This is a genomic window from Mycolicibacter engbaekii (assembly GCF_002101585.1).
In the GTDB taxonomy this organism is placed as follows: Bacteria; Actinomycetota; Actinomycetes; order Mycobacteriales; family Mycobacteriaceae; genus Mycobacterium; species Mycobacterium engbaekii.
In genome coordinates this window covers 205,329-221,040 of sequence record NZ_LQOT01000076.1, presented here as the reverse complement: position 1 = coordinate 221,040, position 15,712 = coordinate 205,329, and the positions used below count along the sequence as shown (strand labels likewise).

Here is a 15,712-nt window from a genome sequence, read left to right as displayed (position 1 = left end):
CAGCGCGGGGTCGCGACACCCGCATCCACCCCTACAGCATATGAAGAACTTTTCAATTGATGCTTTGGTTGGTATGGTTTCGGCTGTGCCGAACTCGCTGCATCAGGTCAAGGCCGAGTTCTTCAAGACCCTCGGGCACCCCGCCCGCATCCGGATCCTGGAGCTGCTGGCCGAACGCGACCACTCCGTCGGCGAGCTGCTGCCCGAGATCGGGATCGAGGCATCGAACCTGTCGCAGCAGCTCGGCGTGCTGCGCCGCGCCGGCGTGGTGACGGCGGCCAAGGACGGCAGCGCAGTGGTCTACTCCATCGCCTCGCCCGTACTCACCGAGCTGCTCGCCGTGGCACGCAAGGCCCTGACCGGGCTTCTCTCCGACCAGGTCGCCATCCTCGATGACCTGCGGGCCGGCCAATGAGCTGGCTGACCCGGATCCGTGCGCTGGGCCGCATCACCGAACCGGCCGGCGCCCGCCCCCCTGCCGCCGCCGACCCGCCCGCCGGTGTCGCGGGATCGTGCCAGATCCGCCACGTCGACGCCGGATCCTGCAACGGTTGCGAGATCGAGATCGCCGGGGCGTTCGGCCCGGTGTACGACGCCGAACGGTTCGGCGCCCGACTGGTCGCCTCGCCGCGGCACGCCGACGCCCTCTTGGTCACCGGGGTGGTCACCCGCAACATGGCCGAGCCGCTGCGCAACACGCTGGCGGCCACACCACAGCCCCGCAAGGTCATCGCCTGCGGCGACTGCGCGCTCAACCGGGGCGTCTTCGCGCAGGCCTACGGCACGGTGGGCGCCGTCGGCGAGGTGGTCGACGTCGATGTCGAGATCCCCGGATGCCCGCCGCGGCCCGAACAGATCCTCGCCGCCCTACGGTCGGTGACCGGCCGGTGAGCACCACCCCGGCAGCACCGCACCGCCAGGCCGTTGCGGCAGCCATCAGCGGTGCGGCAACAGCCGGGGTCGGTGCCGCCGGAGTCGCGATCGGCCTGGCGGGCGCCTTCGCCACCGTGCCCGCCGTCCGCATCGATTGGCTGGTTCCGCTGCTGGGCGTGCAGCTGCGCATCGATGCGCTCGGCGGCTTCTTCATGGCGCTGACCGGCGCGGTGGCAGTGGCGGCGGGCCTGTATTGGATCGGCTATGCGCGCCACGAGCGCTACGGCGCGGTCCCGCTGGTGGGCCTGCCGCTCTTCGCCGCCTCGCTGCTGGCGGTACCGGCGGCAGGCTCGGTGACCACTTTCCTGCTGGCGTGGGAGCTGATGGCACTCACCTCCCTGGTGTTGGTGCTGACCGAACAACAGCGCGCCGAGGTCCGTTCGGCCGCGCTGAGCTACGCGGTGATGACACAGTTGGGCTTTGCCGCGCTGCTGGTGGGCATGGTGGTGCTGGCCGCCTATACCGGCGACGCCTTCACCAACACCGGCGTGCTGCCCGAGCCGGCGCGCAACACCGTGTTCGTGTTGACACTGCTGGGCTTCGGCTCCAAAGCCGGGCTGCTTCCGCTGCATGCCTGGTTGCCCAGAGCGCACCCGGAGGCACCCAGCCCGGTCTCAGCGCTGCTCAGTGCCGCCATGGTCAGCCTCGGCGTCTACGGGATCATCCGTGTCGACGTCGTACTGCTCGGGCCGGGCCCCCGGTGGTGGGGTCTGACGCTGTTGATCGCCGGGGGCGCCTCGGCGCTGTACGGCGTGCTGCAGGCGTCGGTGGCGACCGACCTCAAACGGCTGCTTGCCTACTCGACGACGGAGAACGTCGGGTTGATCACCCTGGCCCTGGGCGCGGCCCTGTTGTTCTCCGGTGCCGGAGCGCGTGATGCCGCTGCCGTCGCCGCGGTCGCGGCATTGCTGCACCTACTCGCCCACAGTGCGTTCAAAAGCCTCGGCTTCCTGGCGGCCGGGTCGGTGCTGGCCGCCACCGGCCTGCGCGACCTGGACCGGCTTGGCGGACTGGCCCCCCGAATGCCGGGCACCACAGCGCTCTTCGGGGTGGCCGCGCTCGGCGCCGCCGGCCTGCCCCTGGGCGCCGGATTCGTCAGCGAATGGCTGCTGATCCAGTCGCTGATGCACGCCCGGGCCACCGACGACGTCACCCTGACCCTGGTGACACCGTTGGCGGTGGGTGCGGTCGCACTGACGGCCGGCCTGGGGGTGGCCGCCATGGTCAAGGCCTTCGGCATCGGATTCCTGGCCCGTCCGCGCAGCGATGCCGCGGCAGCGGCCACCGAAGCGCCGGCCACGATGCTGGCCGGGATGACGCTTGCCGCCCTGCCCTGCCTGATGCTGGCCGTCGCGCCGGGCACCGTCGGGCCACTGCTGCGCGCGGCGCTCGACACACTGCCCCTCCCCGGCGCGGCCCCGGACCTCGGAACGTTCCTGCGCCTGCCCGGTCTGGGCGCCTCAATGTCCCCGGGGCTGCTGGCCGCCGCGCTGGCCGCCGCCGCCGTCGTGGTCGTGATCGCTTCCCGCTGGCGTGCGAGCACCCGCCCCAGCGCCGCCACGGTGCCGCTGTGGGCCTGCGGAGCAGACGATCTGAGCCCCCGGATGCAATACACCGCAACATCGTTCGCCCAGCCGCTGCAGCAGGTCTTCGATGATGTGCTGCGCACCGACACCGCCGTCGAGGTGACCCGCCAGGCTCCGTCGAGCTACTACGTGGACCGGATCGCCTACCGCACGCGGGTGGCCGACGTCGTGGAAGAACGCTGGTATGCCCCCCTGCTGCGGGCCGTGGCCGCCGCTGCGCAACTGGTGCGGCGTGCCCACACCGGCAGCGTGCACCTCTACCTGGCCTACGGTGCCGCGGGAGTGCTGATCGCCATGCTGGTGGCGCGATGAACGTCATGGCCTACCTGGCAGGAATCGTCCAGGTCACCGGCGTGATCTTCGGCGCCCCCCTGGTGGTCGGTCTGATGCGCCAGGTCCGGGCCCGCGCCGAGGGACGCGCCGGTGCCGGGATCTGGCAACCGTGGCGTGACCTACGCAAGCTGCTGGGCAAGCAGAATCTCAAGCCGCTGGGCACCACCTGGGTTTTCGCCGCGGCGCCGACCGCCCTGGCAGCGACCACGCTGGTGATCGCCGCAACCGCTCCCCTGGTGGCGACCGGTTCACCACTGGACCCGGTCGCCGATCTGATCACCGTTGTGGGCCTGCTGTTTTTGGGCACCGTGGCATTGACCCTGGCCGGTATCGACACCGCGACAGCCTTCGGCGGAATGGGCGCCAGCCGGGAGATCACCATCGCCGCCCTGGTGGAACCGACCATCCTGCTGGCGGTGTTCGCATTGTCGATCCCGGCGAACTCGGCCAATCTGGGTGCCATCGTCGGGCATACCAGCGAGCAGCCCGGACAGGTGCTCTCCCTGGCGAGCGCGCTGGCGTTCGTCGCGCTGGTCATCGTGATCGTCGCCGAGACCGGCCGGCTGCCGGTGGACAACCCATCGACACATCTGGAGCTGACGATGGTGCACGAGGCCATGGTGCTCGAATACGCCGGGCCGAAGCTGGCGCTGGTCGAATGGGCGAGCGGCATGCGCCTGACCGTGCTGCTGGCGCTGCTGGCAAACCTGTTCTTGCCCTGGGGCATCGCCAGCGCGCACCCCGGTGCGCTCGACGTCGTCCTCGGGGCGGCGGCGATCGCACTCAAAGTGGCCGTCCTGGCCGCAGCCATGGCCGGCGTCGAAGTGTTCCTCGCCAAGCTACGGCTGTTCCGGGTACCCGAACTGCTCGCCGGCTCCTTCGTGTTGGCACTGCTGGCGGTGACGGCGGCGAACTTCTTCACCGAGGCGGCCGGATGAACGACGCGTGGATGAACTACGTCAACATGCTGGACCTGGCTGCCGGTGGCGTGCTGCTGGCCGCGGTGCTGGCCGTCTGGCACCGGGACCTGTCGGTGGTCGTACGCCGCCTGCTGGTCGCCCAAGGCATCGCGTTGGCCGCCATCCCGGTGATTCGCGGTGTGTACGAGCATGATCGGGCCCTGCTGATGGTGGGTGTCGGCGTGCTGGCGGTGCGGGCCGTTGTACTGCCGGGGTTGCTGCACCGGGCACTGGGAGCCGAACGCCGGGAATCGGCGCCGCTGGTCGGTACCACCGCCGCGCTGCTGATGGTCACCGCGCTGGTGGTGGCGGGCTTCACCATCGCCCAACCGGTGGTCGCGCTGGCGCCCAGCACCTCGACCAACGCCGCCCCGGCGGCCATCGCCACGGTGCTGATCGCACTGTTCATCATGGCGACCCGCCGCCATGCCATCTCCCAGGCGGTCGGGCTGCTGATGCTCGACAACGGGATCGCCGCAACCGCTTTCCTGCTTACGGCCGGCGTCCCGCTGATCGTGGAGCTCGGCGCCTCGCTGGACGTGCTGTTCGTCGTGATCGTCCTGGGCGTACTGACCGGAGCGCTGCGCAAAGCCTTCGGCGGTGTGGATCTGGACCTGTTGCGGGAGCTGCGCGACTGATGACTGCTCTGATCCTGCTTCCCCTGCTGGCACCGGTGCTGGCAACGCTGTGTGCGCTGGCGCTCGGCTGGCGCAGGCTGACCGCCGCCGCCACCGTGGTATCGGCTCTGACGATCCTCGGATGCGGTGCCGCGCTGGGCTTCCAGGTCGGCGACCGCCCCCATCTGGCGGTGGACGGCCTGCTGCGCGCCGACGCGCTCTCGGCGACCATGCTGATCGTCATCGGCGTCGTCGGCAGCCTGGCCACCTGGGCGAGTATCGGCTACATCGATGCCGAGCTGGCGAACGGGCACACCGATGCGCGTGGCGCACGCCTGTACGGCATTCTGACCCCGGCGTTCCTGGCGGCGATGGCTCTTGCGGTGTCGGCCAACAACATCGGCGTGGTGTGGATCGCGGTGGAGGCCACCACGGTGGTCACCGCGTTTCTGGTCGGCCACCAGCGCAGCCGGGCCGCCCTGGAAGCCACCTGGAAATACGTCATGGTGTGCTCGGTGGGCATCACCATCGCCTTCCTGGGAACGGTGCTGTTGCACTTCGCCGCGTTGCACGCCGGGGCAGGCAGCGAGGACGCGTTGAATCTCGACGTGCTGGCCGCCCATGCCGGGGCCCTCGACCCGGCGGTGACCCGATTGGCCGGTGCACTGTTGCTGATCGGCTACGGCGCGAAGATGGGCCTGGTGCCGTTTCACACCTGGCTCGCCGATGCGCACAGTCAGGCCCCGGCGCCGGTGTCGGCGTTGATGAGCGGGGTGCTGCTGTCCGTCGCGTTCTCGGTTCTGATCCGGATCAAACCGATCATCGATGTCGCGGTCGGGCCTGGCTACCTGCGGAACGCACTGCTGGCGGCGGGACTGGCGACGCTGCTGATCGCGGCCCTGCTGCTCAGCGTCACGGGCGATCTCAAGCGGATGCTTGCCTACTCGTCGATGGAGACGATGGGCCTGATCGCGATTGCCGCGGCTGCCGGCACGCAGCTGGCGATCACCGCACTGCTGCTGCACGTCGCGGCCCACGGTGTCGGCAAGACCGTGCTGTTCCTGGCCGGCGGGCAGCTGCAGGCCGCCCACGGCACCACGGCCATCGGCGAGATCACCGCCGTACTCGGCCGGTCACGGCTGGTCGGCGGTGCGTTCGCCGCCGGGATGGTGATCCTGCTGGGGCTGCCGCCGTTCGCGATGTTCGCCAGCGAGGTGGCGATCGCGTCCGCGCTGGCCGACGCCCGGCTGGCCTGGGCGCTGGGCCTGGCCATGGTGGCGCTGGTAGTGGCGTTCGCCGCGCTGGTCCGCAACTCCGGCCGGATGTTGCTGGGCAGCCCGGACGCCGGCAGTCCGGCGATCCGGGTGCCGGTGACGGTCGCCGGTGCGCTGGTCGCCGGCGTCGTGCTGTCGCTGGCCCTCGGGGTGACCGCAGGCCCGCTGTCCGGCTTGTTCGACACCGCCGCAACTCAACTCGGAGTCCGCTGATGGCTCCGATCACCCGCAGGCACGCGATCACCGCCGACCAGCTCGTCGGTGCGGCAACCGATCTGCTGACCGACGGCTTCCGGCTCGCCCTGATGGCCGCCCACGACGACGGCGACGCCCTGCGGGTGGTGTATCTGTTCCTCGCGGGCCGCCCAGACCGCCGTACCGAGCTGACCCTGACCGTGCCCGCGACGGACCCGGTGATCCCTTCGCTGGCGCGGCTGTCGTTCCAGGCCGGCCGCTTCGAACGCGAGATACTCGATCTGTACGGGATCACCCCGCTGGGCCATCCCCAACCGCGCCGGCTGGTCCGGCACGCGCATTGGCCTCCGGATTGGCATCCGATGCGCAACGACGCCGGGAATCCGGGCGATTTTGTTGCCGCGGATCACTTTCCCTTCCTGACGGTCGAGGGTGCCGGGGTCTACGAGATTCCGGTCGGGCCGGTGCACGCCGGCCTGATCGAGCCGGGCCACTTCCGGTTCTCGGTTGTCGGCGAGTCGGTGCTGCGACTCAAAGCGCGCCTGTGGTTCGTGCACCGCGGAATCGAGCGGCTGTTCCAGGGCCGTATCGCCGGCGCGGCAGTCGATCTGGCCGAACGGATCAGTGGCGATACCTCCGCCGGCCACGCCCTCGCGCACAGCCTGGCTGTCGAGGATGCCCTCGGCGTCGACCTGCCCGATGCCGTGCACCGGCTGCGAGCTCTGCTCATCGAACTCGAGCGTCTCTACAACCACGCGGCCGACCTGGGCGCCCTGGCCAACGATGTGGGTTTCGGCCTGGCCAACTCCCACGCCCTGCGGGTCCGCGAACTGGTGCTGCGCATCAACGACCAGGTGTGCGGCCACCGGCTGCTGCGCGGCGCGATCAGCCCCGGAGGCGTTGCGCTACAGGCCCTCCCCGATCCGGATCGGCTGCAGGCGCTGGCCGACGACATCGCTGAGATCGCCGAGCTGACGCTGGGCAATTCGATCATCTACGACCGGTTCGCCGGGACCTCGGTGTTGCACCGCGAAGACGCCCTGGCGATGGGCACCCTCGGGTACGTGGCGCGGGCCAGCGGACTTGTCACCGATGCCCGCCTGGACCACCCCACCACCGAGCTTCCGATCACCGAGGTAACGGCGAGCGGGGGTGATGTACTGGCCCGCTACAGCGTTCGCCGCGATGAATTCGCGGCATCGGTGGCCCTGTGCCGCACCCTGATCGACAACCACACCGGCCCGATCGCGGTGCGGGAACCCCTTCCTGCGGTAGCGGGAATCAGCAGCGGGATCGGCATCGTCGAGGGCTGGCGCGGCAGCATTGTGCACCGGGTCGAGGTCGGGGCAGACGGGTTGCTCCGCCGCGCGAAAATCGTGGATCCGTCGTGGTTCAACTGGCCCGCACTGCCGGTGTCGATGGCGGACACGATCGTCCCGGACTTCCCGCTGACGAACAAGAGCTTCAACCTGTCGTATGCCGGAAACGATCTGTAGCTGCTGGGCGCAGAGCCCCTGTATGTCAGGATATTTGGATGATTGACGTGGACAGCGCCCCGCTGGGTTACCTGCTGTATCGGGCCAGCTCAGCGCTGCGACCGCAGGTGACCGCAGTACTGGGACCGCTGGGTCTCACGTTGCCGGAGTTCGCCTGTTTGCGCGTGCTGTCGCTGCGCCCCGGGCTGTCCAGCGCCGAACTTGCCCGCCACGCCGGAGTCACGCCCCAGGCGATGAACACCGTGCTGCATCGGTTGGAGAACCGGGGAGCGGTGAGCCGCCCGGACTCGGTGCCGTCCGGCCGGGCGCTGCCGGCGACGCTGACCGAAGCCGGCCGGGACTTGCTGACCAAGGCCGAACAAGCCGTGCGCGTCGCCGACGGCAGGGTTCTGGCCGCGCTGAGCACATCCGAGCAGCATCGGCTGCGGGAGATGCTGGAGCGGATCGGCGCGGAGTGCACGCCGGGTTGATGCCGGCGTTCCGCTGCGCCGTGCCGGCGGGTGCCGCTTAGGCGCGTTCGGCGATCGTGTGCCAGGGTTTGGCGGCCTCGAGCTCATAGGCCAGCTCCAGCAGGCGGGCCTCCTGCCCGACCGGTGCGCTGAACATCATGCCCACCGGCAACCCGGCAGCCGATTGCGCCAGCGGCAAGGAGATCGCCGGCTCACCGGTCACGTTCTGCAGCGGAGTGAAGGTCACCCAGTCCATCAGCCGGTCGATGATCTGCTCGTAGTCGGCGGTGGGGTCCAGGTGGCCCACCCGCGGGGTTTCGTGGGCGAGCGTCGGGGTGAGCGCAACGTCGTAGTCGCCGTACAACGGCGAGGTGTGCCGCCGGCGCACCGAGGCCAACCGGGCGACCGCCAGCGGCAGCCGGTACAGCTGGCGGGTGGCATGGCGATCCAGTCCCAGCGTCAGATTGTCCAGCCGGGTGCGGTCGAAGCTGGGGCCGAACATCCGTCGGCCGCCCTTGACCAAGGCTGTGGACAGGAATGCCCAGTAGAGCAGGAAGTCGTCGGCGAAGCTCGCCGGAACCGGCGGCTGGTCCAGGTATTCGACGTGGTGGCCGAGTTCCTCGAGCAGCGCGGCGGTCTTCAAGGTGAGCTCGCGCATCTCCGGCGACGTCTCCCGGGCGATCGACTCGGTGGTCACCGCGACCCTCAGACGCTGGGTGCTCGGCCCCCGGACGTCGCCGATCGGCGCCAGCCGGGGGTTGCGCGAGATCCGTTCGGCTTCTGCGTAAAAGGCTGCCGTGTCCCGAACCGAACGCGTCACCACCCCGTTGAAGACGATCCGCAGCGGCATGGCGCGCAGATCCTTGTCCAGCGGCAGCCGGCCCCGCGACGGCTTGAGCCCGACCAGGCCGTTGCAGGCCGCCGGGATGCGGATGGACCCGCCACCGTCGTTGGCATGGGCGATCGGCACCACGCCGGCGGCGACGAATGCCGCCGACCCCGATGACGACGCCCCGGCCGTGTAGTCGGTGTTCCACGGGTTGCGTACCGCACCGAGCCGGGGATGCTCGGCCGAGGCGCTGAAACCGAACTCGCTCAGCTGCGTTTTACCCAGGGCGATCAGCCCGGTGTTGCGGTACAGCGCGGCGAAGGCGCCGTCGGCTGCGGCGGGGTGCGGCTGCCAGGCGTCGGTGCCCTGCATGGTCGGCATCCCGGCGACGTCGACGTTGTCCTTGACGAACGTCGGCACACCATGGAAACGCCCGGAGCCACCCCGTTTGGCGGCATCCCGTGCCTGGTCGAACGCCCGGTAGGCCAATGCGTTGAGTTCGGGATTGACCGCTTCGGCGCGCGCGATGGCGGCCTCGGCGAGTTCGACGGGCGACACCTCGCCCGATTGGAGTCGTTCGACCAGACCGAGCGCGTCGGAGTTGCCGAGCGCGTCGTCGCCGAAGGCGTGCACAAGTTGCATGCCGGTGACACTAGTCGACGGGCAGGGCGGCGCTGTGCCGACTCGGCACTGCCCGGCTCCGGCGGTCGGATGCACTTATGCCCCAACGAAAATCGCCGCCATGCCCGGAAACGGGCGTGGCGGCGATTTCTCTACGACCGGAGATTAGGCCTGGCCGACCTCGAACCGCACGAAGCGGGTCACGGTCACGCCTGCCTCTTCCAGCAGCGCCTTGACGCTCTTCTTGGAGTCCGACACCGAGGACTGCTCCAGCAGCACGACATCCTTGAAGAAGCCGGTGACCCGGCCCTCGACGATCTTGGGCAGGGCAGCCTCGGGCTTGCCCTCCTCCTTGGCCGTCTCCTCGGCGATGCGGCGCTCGTTGGCCACCAGGTCGGCGGGAACGTCGTCACGCGTGAGGTACTTGGCCTTGAGCGCGGCGATCTGCAGCGCCACGGCGTGGGCCGCCTCGGTGTTGGAGCCCTCGTACTCGACCAGGACGCCCACGGCCGGCGGCAGGTCGGAGGCCCGCTTGTGCAGGTAGGTCTCCACGTTGCCGTCGAAGTAGGCGACCCGGCGCAGCTCAAGCTTCTCGCCGATCTTGGCCGACAGCGCCTCGATCGCCTCGCCGACGGTGCGGTCGCCGGCCTTCGCGGCCTTGAGCACCTCGACGTCGTCGGTCTTGGCCGCGGCGGCCGCGGTCACGACCTCCTCGGCCAGCGCCTGGAACTCGGCGTTCTTGGCGACGAAATCGGTCTCGGAGTTCAACTCGATCAGGGCGCCGCCCTTGGCGGCGACCAGGCCTTCGGCGGTGGCGCGCTCAGCGCGCTTGCCGACGTCCTTGGCGCCCTTGATGCGCAGCACCTCGACGGCCTTGTCGAAGTCGCCGTCGCTCTCGGCCAGCGCATTCTTGCAGTCCATCATGCCTGAGCCGGTGAGTTCCCGAAGCCGCTTGACGTCGGCAGCGGTGTAGTTCGCCACTGTGGTGTGCCTTTCCTACGATGCGTCGGTGGTGGTGTCGGCGCCGGCGGCGGCGTCGGGTGCAGAGGTGGTGGCGCCCGCCAGCAACTCCTGCTCCCACTCGGCCAGCGGCTCAACCGCGTCGGCCTCAGCCTTGCCCGCACCGTTGCCCTGACCTGCCCGGGCCTGCAGCCCCTCGGCCACCGCGGAAGCGATGACCTTGGTCAGCAGCGCCGCCGAGCGGATCGCGTCGTCATTGCCCGGGATCGGGTAGTCGACGAGGTCGGGGTCGCAGTTGGTGTCCAGGATCGCGATGACCGGGATGCCCAGCTTGCGGGCCTCGCCGACGGCGATGTGCTCCTTGTTGGTGTCGACGACCCAGATGGCCGAGGGCACCTTGGCCATGTCGCGGATACCGCCGAGGCTGCGCTCCAGCTTGTTCTTCTCGCGGGTCAGCATCAAGATTTCCTTCTTGGTGCGTCCCTCGAAACCGCCGGTCTGCTCCATGGCCTCAAGCTCCTTGAGGCGCTGCAGACGCTTGTGCACGGTGGAGAAGTTGGTGAGCATGCCGCCCAGCCAGCGCTGGTTGACGTAGGGCATCCCGACCCGGGTGGCCTCGGCCGCGACCGACTCCTGCGCCTGCTTCTTGGTGCCGACGAACATGATGGAACCGCCGTGGGCGACGGTCTCTTTGACGAACTCGTACGCCTTGTCGATGTACGTCAGCGTCTGCTGCAAGTCGATGATGTAGATGCCGTTGCGGTCGGTGAAGATGAACCGCTTCATCTTGGGGTTCCAACGACGGGTCTGATGCCCGAAGTGGGCGCCGCTGTCGAGCAGCTGCTTCATGGTCACTACGGCCATGGCTGTATCCAGCTTTCTTAGTGTCGGTTGTCGCCCGGCATCGGGTGAGGCCGGGCCCTGGTGCCTGCTGAGATACCGGACCCCTGTCGGGGACCATCCGGCATCCGGTTGTGGTGCAGACACGCGAAGTTAGTCCGCTTGACGCGAACTGCGTAGCCGAGTTTACACCGTCCCAACAGGTGCTTTGTCCACAGCGGTGACTGGCCGGTTTCGGGGCCGCCGGGTGCACTGGGGGCATGCGATTTGCGGCGTTGTTGCTGGCCGCCAGCTTACTGCTCGCCCCGCCGGCGGTGGGCAGCCCGATCCGGCTGGATTGGCCGCTGCGACCGCGCCCGGCGGTGGTGCGGCCGTTCGACGCACCTCGCCCGGACTGGCGGCGCGGTCACCGGGGCGTGGACCTGGCCGCCGAGCCGGGCCAGCCGGTGTACGCCCCGGGGGCCGCGACAGTGGTGTTCGCCGGGCGGTCCGGTGGGCAGCCGGTGGTGTCGCTGGACCATCCCGGCGGGCTGCGCACCAGCTACCAGCCGGTTTCGGCGAAGGTGCGGGCCGGACAGTTGCTGGCCGCGGGATCGGTGCTCGGCACGGTGGAGCCCGGCCATCCCGGCTGCGCCGCGCCGGCCTGCCTGCATTGGGGCGCGATGTGGGGTCCGGCGTCCCGCGCCGACTACGTCGACCCGCTGGCGTTACTGGCCTCGACGCCGATTCGGCTCAAGCCGCTGTCGAGCGGCTAGGACGCCAGCACCCGGCGCAGAAAATCGGTCATCACGGCAACGACGGCCTCGGGCTGGTCCCGTTGGACCCAATGGCCGGCACCGGCGATGACTTTCAACTCGGCGTGCGGGATCAGCGCAGCGGCCGCGCGCGCACGCGACACCGGCACGCCGACATCCCGGTCACCGTGCACGATCAGCACCGGCCGCGCGATGTCCGCCAGTCGCCTGGTGTAGTCGGTTCTCAACCGGTTCCACAACATCTCATTGCGCTGCCATTGCTCGAAAGCGGTGAACCCGGGCTGGCGGGCGGCCGCGACGATCTCCGCGACCAGCTCCGGGGTGCGTTGCGCCGGGTCGCGGATCAGGGATTTGAGGCTCCAGGCCAGGGCCGCACTGTTGGTCGCCATCGCGCGGGTGGCCAGATCGAGCGCGCCGGTGCGCTGCATCGCCCAGGCCAGCAGGTGTCGTCCGCCGTGCAGCCGCGGCATCAACCCATAACTGTCCAGCAGCACCGCCCCGGCGACGCGTTGCGGCCGTGCCAGCACATGGCCGATGGTCAGTCCCCCGCCCAGCGACAGGCCGCCGATGGCGTAGCGGTCCAGGCCGAGCGCGTCGACGAACTCCCCGACGTAGGCCACCAGCCGTTGCTGCGTCACCCGCCAGTCGGGCAGCGGACTGGCACCGCAACCCGGATGATCGGGCGCGACGACCCGAAAGCCGCCGGCGGCCAGCCGCGGTCCGACAGCACCCCAGGACAGCGCCGCGTTGTCGGTGCCGCCGCCGTGCAGCAGCACCACGGTGCCGGCCGACGGGTCGTCGGGGCGGAAGTCGAGGTAGGAGACCCGCGCTGAGGGGAGGTCGACGAATTCCCGCACGGTCACGCTCGCGGATGGGCCTGATCGTGCACGGCACGCAGCCGGGCAACCGTGACATGGGTGTAGAGCTGGGTGGTGGCCAGGCTGGAGTGCCCGAGCAGTTCCTGCACGATCCGCAGGTCTGCCCCGCCCTCCAGCAGGTGCGTGGCCGCGGTATGGCGCAGCCCGTGGGGACCCATGTCTGGTGTGCCACCCACCGCGGCGACGGTCTGGTGCACCACGGTGCGGGCCTGGCGGGGATCAAGGCGCCCGCCGCGGGCGCCGAGCAGCAGCGCCGGGCCGGATTCGGCGGTCGCCAGCGGCGGTCGCCCGCGCCCGAGCCACGCTTGCAGGGCTTCGGCGGCGGGCTCCCCGAACGGCACGGTCCGTTGCTTGTTGCCTTTGCCCACCACCCGCAGCACCCGCCGGGAGCTGTCCACGTCATCGATGTCGAGTCCGCACAGTTCGCTGACCCGTACCGCTGTGGCGTACAGCAACTCGGTGATCAATCTGTCCCGTAACGCTAGCGGGTCTTCTTGTTGGGCACCGGATTTCGCGGCATCCATCACTTCTTGAGCCTGGTCGCGGCGCAACACCGCCGGCAGTGTGCGGTGGGATTTCGGCAGCTGCAGGCGAGCCCCGGGATCCGATGTCAGCAGTCCGCGGCGCGCCGCCCAGGCGGTGAAGGTCTTGACCGTCGAGGTGCGCCGTGCCAGCGTGCTGCGGGCCGCGCCGACGCCGGCCTGGGTGGCCAGCCAGCTGCGCAGCAGCGGAAGGCTCAGCTCATCGATGCGGCTATGTCCGCGTTCGGCGAGAAACCCGAACAGCGATCGCAGGTCGCCGAGGTAGGCGCGCCGGGTGTGGTCCGACCGGCCCCGCTCCAAAGCCAGGTACTGGTCGAACTCATCGAGAATCGCGTCCACCGGGCCACGCTCTCAGACCGGTTGCCCGCAGCCTCAGGTGACGCGCCGCAACGTTTCCGGGGTGAGATCAACCCGTGACGGATACCCGTCCACCGCCATGATCAGGTCGGCCTCGGCCAGCAGCGAGCGCAGCACGTGCACGATTCCGGCGGTCCCGCCCAGCGCCAGTCCATAGGCATAGGGCCGGCCGATGCCGACCGCGGTCGCCCCCAGCGCCAGGGCCTTGATGATGTCGGCGCCGGTCCGGACCCCCGAATCGAAGAGCACCGGCATCCCGTCGGCGGCGGCCACCACATCGGGCAGGCAGTCCAGGGCGGGTAGTCCCCCGTTGGCTTGACGACCGCCGTGCGTGGAGCAGTACACGCCGTCCACACCGCCGTCGCGGGCGCGCCGCACATCGTCGGGGTGACAGATGCCCTTGACGATCAGCGGCAGGTCGGTCAAGGACCGCAGCCACGGCAGGTCAGCCCAGGTCAGCGGATTACCGAAGGTCTGCACCCAGGACAGGATCGCGGCCTGCGGGTTCTCCTCCGGCGGCTGGGCCAGGCTTGCGCGGAACACCGGGTCGGAGAAATAGTTGGCCAGGCAGTGACCCCGCAGCTGCGGGAAGTTCGAGGTGGCCAGATCCCGCGGTCGCCAGCCCGGAACCCACGTATCGAGGGTGACGACGATCGCCCGGTAGCCCGCGCCCTGAGCGCGCTGCACCAGACTGGCCGCCAGCTCCCGGTCCTTGGGGGTATACAGCTGGAAAAACCCCGGGGTATCCCCGAATTCGGCGGCGACGTCCTCAAGCGGGTCGGCGGTCAGGGTGGACACCATCATCGGCACGCCGGTGGCGGCCGCCGCGCGCGCACTGGCCAGGTCACCGTGTCCGTCCTGGGCACAGATGCCGATGACGCCGATCGGAGCCATGAAGACCGGCGCCGGCAGCCGCAGTCCGAACATCTCGACGGACAGGTCCCGCTCGGCGGCGCCGACGAACATCCGCGGTATGAGCCCCCACTTGTCGAAAGCCGCGACGTTGGCCCGCTGAGTGCGCTCGTCACCAGCGCCCCCGGCCACATAGGACCACACCGAGGGGGAAAGGGCTGCAGCGGCTTTGGCCTCCAACTCGGTGTACGTCATCGGAAGCGACGGCAACACCCCGGCCAGGCCCTGCAGGTAGATCTCGAACTGGTAGTCCCCGAATGCCATGGCCTCATGCCCCGCGCTCTGCGCCGGCGGCCTCGGCAGCTTCGGCGGCGGCGAGTTCCTTCTTCCACTGCCGGAAGGTCTCCTCGGTGCGACCACGCCGCCAGTAACCGGAGATCGACGCCCACTTGGCGTCGACCCCGCGCTCCTTGCGGATATAGGGCCGAAGGTTGTGCATGACCGCCTGGGCCTCGCCGTGGATGAACACCTGAACCCGGCCGGGCAGCCACGCGGCGGTGGTGACCGCCTCGATCAGCGGGTCGTTGTCCCCGGCCCGTTCCTGGCCCACCAGGTCGGCACGTGCGCCACGGTGCAGCCAGAAGAGCTCGACTCCCTCCGGCGCGTCCAAGGCGATCTCGTCTTCGGGGCCGGCCACTTCGATGAACGCCTTTCCGACCGCACCGGCCGGCAGTGCCTCCAGCGCCGCGGCGATGGCCGGCAGGGCACTCTCGTCACCGGCCAGCAGATGCCAGTCGGCGCTGGGGTCGGGTGCGTAGGCGCCATTGGGACCCATCAGGTACACCGCATCTCCGGGCTGCGCACTGCGGGCCCACGGGCCGACAACACCGTGGTCACCGTGCACCGAGACATCGATAGCGATTTCCCGGCTCGCCGAATCGGCCCGCCGCACCGTCAGGGTGCGGATCACGGGGCGGTGCTCCTCGGGCAGTCCGTCGAAGCTGTCCAGCGTCAACGGGCGCGGCAGCGCGTCCACGTCGACCTCATGGCGCACAAAGAGCACCTTGACGTACGAATCTGTGAAATCGCTGGGCGCAAAGGTGTCAAAACCACTGCCGCCCAAAACCACTCGAATCATGTGCGCCGAAGCACGTTCGGTTCGGACAACTTCGAAAGTGTGAACCGGTCGCCCCGCCACGCTGCCTCCGTTCATCGGCCTGCCCCAGCCGACTATAC

The 15,712-nt window shown here is 69.7% G+C and carries 16 protein-coding genes; 9 read left to right on the top strand and 7 right to left on the bottom strand.

Annotated elements, in window-relative coordinates:
• Window positions 1-85 precede the first annotated feature (85 nt).
• Genes AWC02_RS20450 through AWC02_RS20415 form a run of 8 tightly spaced genes read left to right on the top strand, consistent with a single transcriptional unit; the run spans window position 86 to window position 7,863 of the window.
• Entirely contained in the window at window positions 86-415 is a 330-nt protein-coding gene (locus AWC02_RS20450) for an ArsR/SmtB family transcription factor (protein ID WP_109561105.1), read from the top strand.
• Window positions 412-891 carry an NADH-quinone oxidoreductase subunit B family protein gene (locus tag AWC02_RS20445; RefSeq protein ID WP_085130645.1) on the top strand — a complete coding sequence of 160 codons (480 nt, stop codon included), beginning with the start codon at window positions 412-414 and terminating at the stop codon, window positions 889-891. The genes AWC02_RS20450 and AWC02_RS20445 overlap by 4 nt, the downstream gene beginning before the upstream one ends.
• The gene (locus tag AWC02_RS20440) at window positions 888-2,831 is read left to right on the top strand and encodes a proton-conducting transporter transmembrane domain-containing protein (protein ID WP_419179298.1); all 1,944 of its coding nucleotides are present in this window, start codon (window positions 888-890) and stop codon (window positions 2,829-2,831) included. Before AWC02_RS20445 ends, AWC02_RS20440 begins: the two co-directional genes overlap by 4 nt.
• Window positions 2,832-2,836: 5 nt before the next feature.
• On the top strand, window positions 2,837-3,790 hold the full coding sequence (locus AWC02_RS20435) for a respiratory chain complex I subunit 1 family protein (RefSeq protein ID WP_109561104.1): 954 nt from the start codon (window positions 2,837-2,839) through the stop codon (window positions 3,788-3,790).
• Window positions 3,787-4,449 carry a hypothetical protein gene (locus AWC02_RS20430; RefSeq protein WP_085130639.1) on the top strand — a complete coding sequence of 221 codons (663 nt, stop codon included), beginning with the start codon at window positions 3,787-3,789 and terminating at the stop codon, window positions 4,447-4,449. The genes AWC02_RS20435 and AWC02_RS20430 overlap by 4 nt, the downstream gene beginning before the upstream one ends.
• Window positions 4,449-5,915 (top strand): proton-conducting transporter transmembrane domain-containing protein, encoded by a 1,467-nt coding sequence (locus AWC02_RS20425; RefSeq protein WP_085130637.1) that lies wholly within the window; start codon window positions 4,449-4,451, stop codon window positions 5,913-5,915. Before AWC02_RS20430 ends, AWC02_RS20425 begins: the two co-directional genes overlap by 1 nt.
• Complete coding sequence (locus AWC02_RS20420) at window positions 5,915-7,393, top strand: hydrogenase large subunit (RefSeq protein ID WP_085130635.1); 1,479 nt, start codon at window positions 5,915-5,917, stop codon at window positions 7,391-7,393. Before AWC02_RS20425 ends, AWC02_RS20420 begins: the two co-directional genes overlap by 1 nt.
• Window positions 7,394-7,431: 38 nt before the next feature.
• Window positions 7,432-7,863 (top strand): MarR family winged helix-turn-helix transcriptional regulator, encoded by a 432-nt coding sequence (locus AWC02_RS20415; protein ID WP_085130633.1) that lies wholly within the window; start codon window positions 7,432-7,434, stop codon window positions 7,861-7,863.
• A gap of 37 nt (window positions 7,864-7,900) precedes the next feature.
• Here AWC02_RS20415 and AWC02_RS20410 read toward each other — a convergent pair whose 3' ends face one another.
• The 3 genes from AWC02_RS20410 to rpsB form a co-directional block, all read right to left on the bottom strand.
• A complete protein-coding gene (locus tag AWC02_RS20410; RefSeq protein ID WP_085130631.1) occupies window positions 7,901-9,313 on the bottom strand; it encodes an amidase in 1,413 nt (470 codons plus the stop codon).
• Between the two features lie 144 nt (window positions 9,314-9,457).
• Window positions 9,458-10,273, bottom strand: a complete 816-nt coding sequence (tsf, locus tag AWC02_RS20405; protein ID WP_085130629.1) for a translation elongation factor Ts — start codon at window positions 10,271-10,273, stop codon at window positions 9,458-9,460.
• A gap of 15 nt (window positions 10,274-10,288) precedes the next feature.
• The gene (gene rpsB, locus AWC02_RS20400) at window positions 10,289-11,116 is read right to left on the bottom strand and encodes a 30S ribosomal protein S2 (protein WP_046320154.1); all 828 of its coding nucleotides are present in this window, start codon (window positions 11,114-11,116) and stop codon (window positions 10,289-10,291) included.
• Window positions 11,117-11,352: 236 nt separating this feature from the next.
• Between rpsB and AWC02_RS20395 the strand changes: the two genes are divergently transcribed.
• On the top strand, window positions 11,353-11,847 hold the full coding sequence (locus tag AWC02_RS20395; RefSeq protein ID WP_085130627.1) for a M23 family metallopeptidase: 495 nt from the start codon (window positions 11,353-11,355) through the stop codon (window positions 11,845-11,847).
• Here the strand turns inward: AWC02_RS20395 and AWC02_RS20390 are convergent.
• Genes AWC02_RS20390 through AWC02_RS20375 form a run of 4 tightly spaced genes read right to left on the bottom strand, consistent with a single transcriptional unit; the run spans window position 11,844 to window position 15,674 of the window.
• Window positions 11,844-12,710, bottom strand: coding sequence for an alpha/beta fold hydrolase (locus tag AWC02_RS20390; protein WP_085130625.1), 867 nt, complete (start codon window positions 12,708-12,710; stop codon window positions 11,844-11,846). The two genes, AWC02_RS20395 and AWC02_RS20390, sit on opposite strands and share 4 nt — an antisense overlap.
• Window positions 12,707-13,606 (bottom strand): tyrosine recombinase XerC, encoded by a 900-nt coding sequence (locus AWC02_RS20385; RefSeq protein ID WP_085130623.1) that lies wholly within the window; start codon window positions 13,604-13,606, stop codon window positions 12,707-12,709. The genes AWC02_RS20390 and AWC02_RS20385 overlap by 4 nt, the downstream gene beginning before the upstream one ends.
• Window positions 13,607-13,639: 33 nt before the next feature.
• A complete protein-coding gene (locus AWC02_RS20380; protein ID WP_085130621.1) occupies window positions 13,640-14,800 on the bottom strand; it encodes an alpha-hydroxy-acid oxidizing protein in 1,161 nt (386 codons plus the stop codon).
• A gap of 4 nt (window positions 14,801-14,804) precedes the next feature.
• Entirely contained in the window at window positions 14,805-15,674 is an 870-nt protein-coding gene (locus AWC02_RS20375; protein ID WP_085130807.1) for a siderophore-interacting protein, read from the bottom strand.
• Between the last annotated feature and the right edge of the window lie 38 nt (window positions 15,675-15,712).

Bases quoted from the DNA above. Each gene is read 5' to 3' on its own strand.
- AWC02_RS20395 (WP_085130627.1), top strand. From the start codon at position 11,353: ATGCGATTTGCGGCGTTGTTGCTGGCCGCCAGCTTACTGCTCGCCCCG.
- AWC02_RS20410 (WP_085130631.1), bottom strand. From the start codon at position 9,313: ATGCAACTTGTGCACGCCTTCGGCGACGACGCGCTCGGCAACTCCGAC.
- AWC02_RS20430 (WP_085130639.1), top strand. From the start codon at position 3,787: ATGAACGACGCGTGGATGAACTACGTCAACATGCTGGACCTGGCTGCC.
- rpsB (WP_046320154.1), bottom strand. From the start codon at position 11,116: ATGGCCGTAGTGACCATGAAGCAGCTGCTCGACAGCGGCGCCCACTTC.
- AWC02_RS20425 (WP_085130637.1), top strand. From the start codon at position 4,449: ATGACTGCTCTGATCCTGCTTCCCCTGCTGGCACCGGTGCTGGCAACG.
- AWC02_RS20420 (WP_085130635.1), top strand. From the start codon at position 5,915: ATGGCTCCGATCACCCGCAGGCACGCGATCACCGCCGACCAGCTCGTC.
- AWC02_RS20445 (WP_085130645.1), top strand. From the start codon at position 412: ATGAGCTGGCTGACCCGGATCCGTGCGCTGGGCCGCATCACCGAACCG.
- AWC02_RS20380 (WP_085130621.1), bottom strand. From the start codon at position 14,800: ATGGCATTCGGGGACTACCAGTTCGAGATCTACCTGCAGGGCCTGGCC.
- AWC02_RS20415 (WP_085130633.1), top strand. From the start codon at position 7,432: ATGATTGACGTGGACAGCGCCCCGCTGGGTTACCTGCTGTATCGGGCC.
- AWC02_RS20435 (WP_109561104.1), top strand. From the start codon at position 2,837: ATGGCCTACCTGGCAGGAATCGTCCAGGTCACCGGCGTGATCTTCGGC.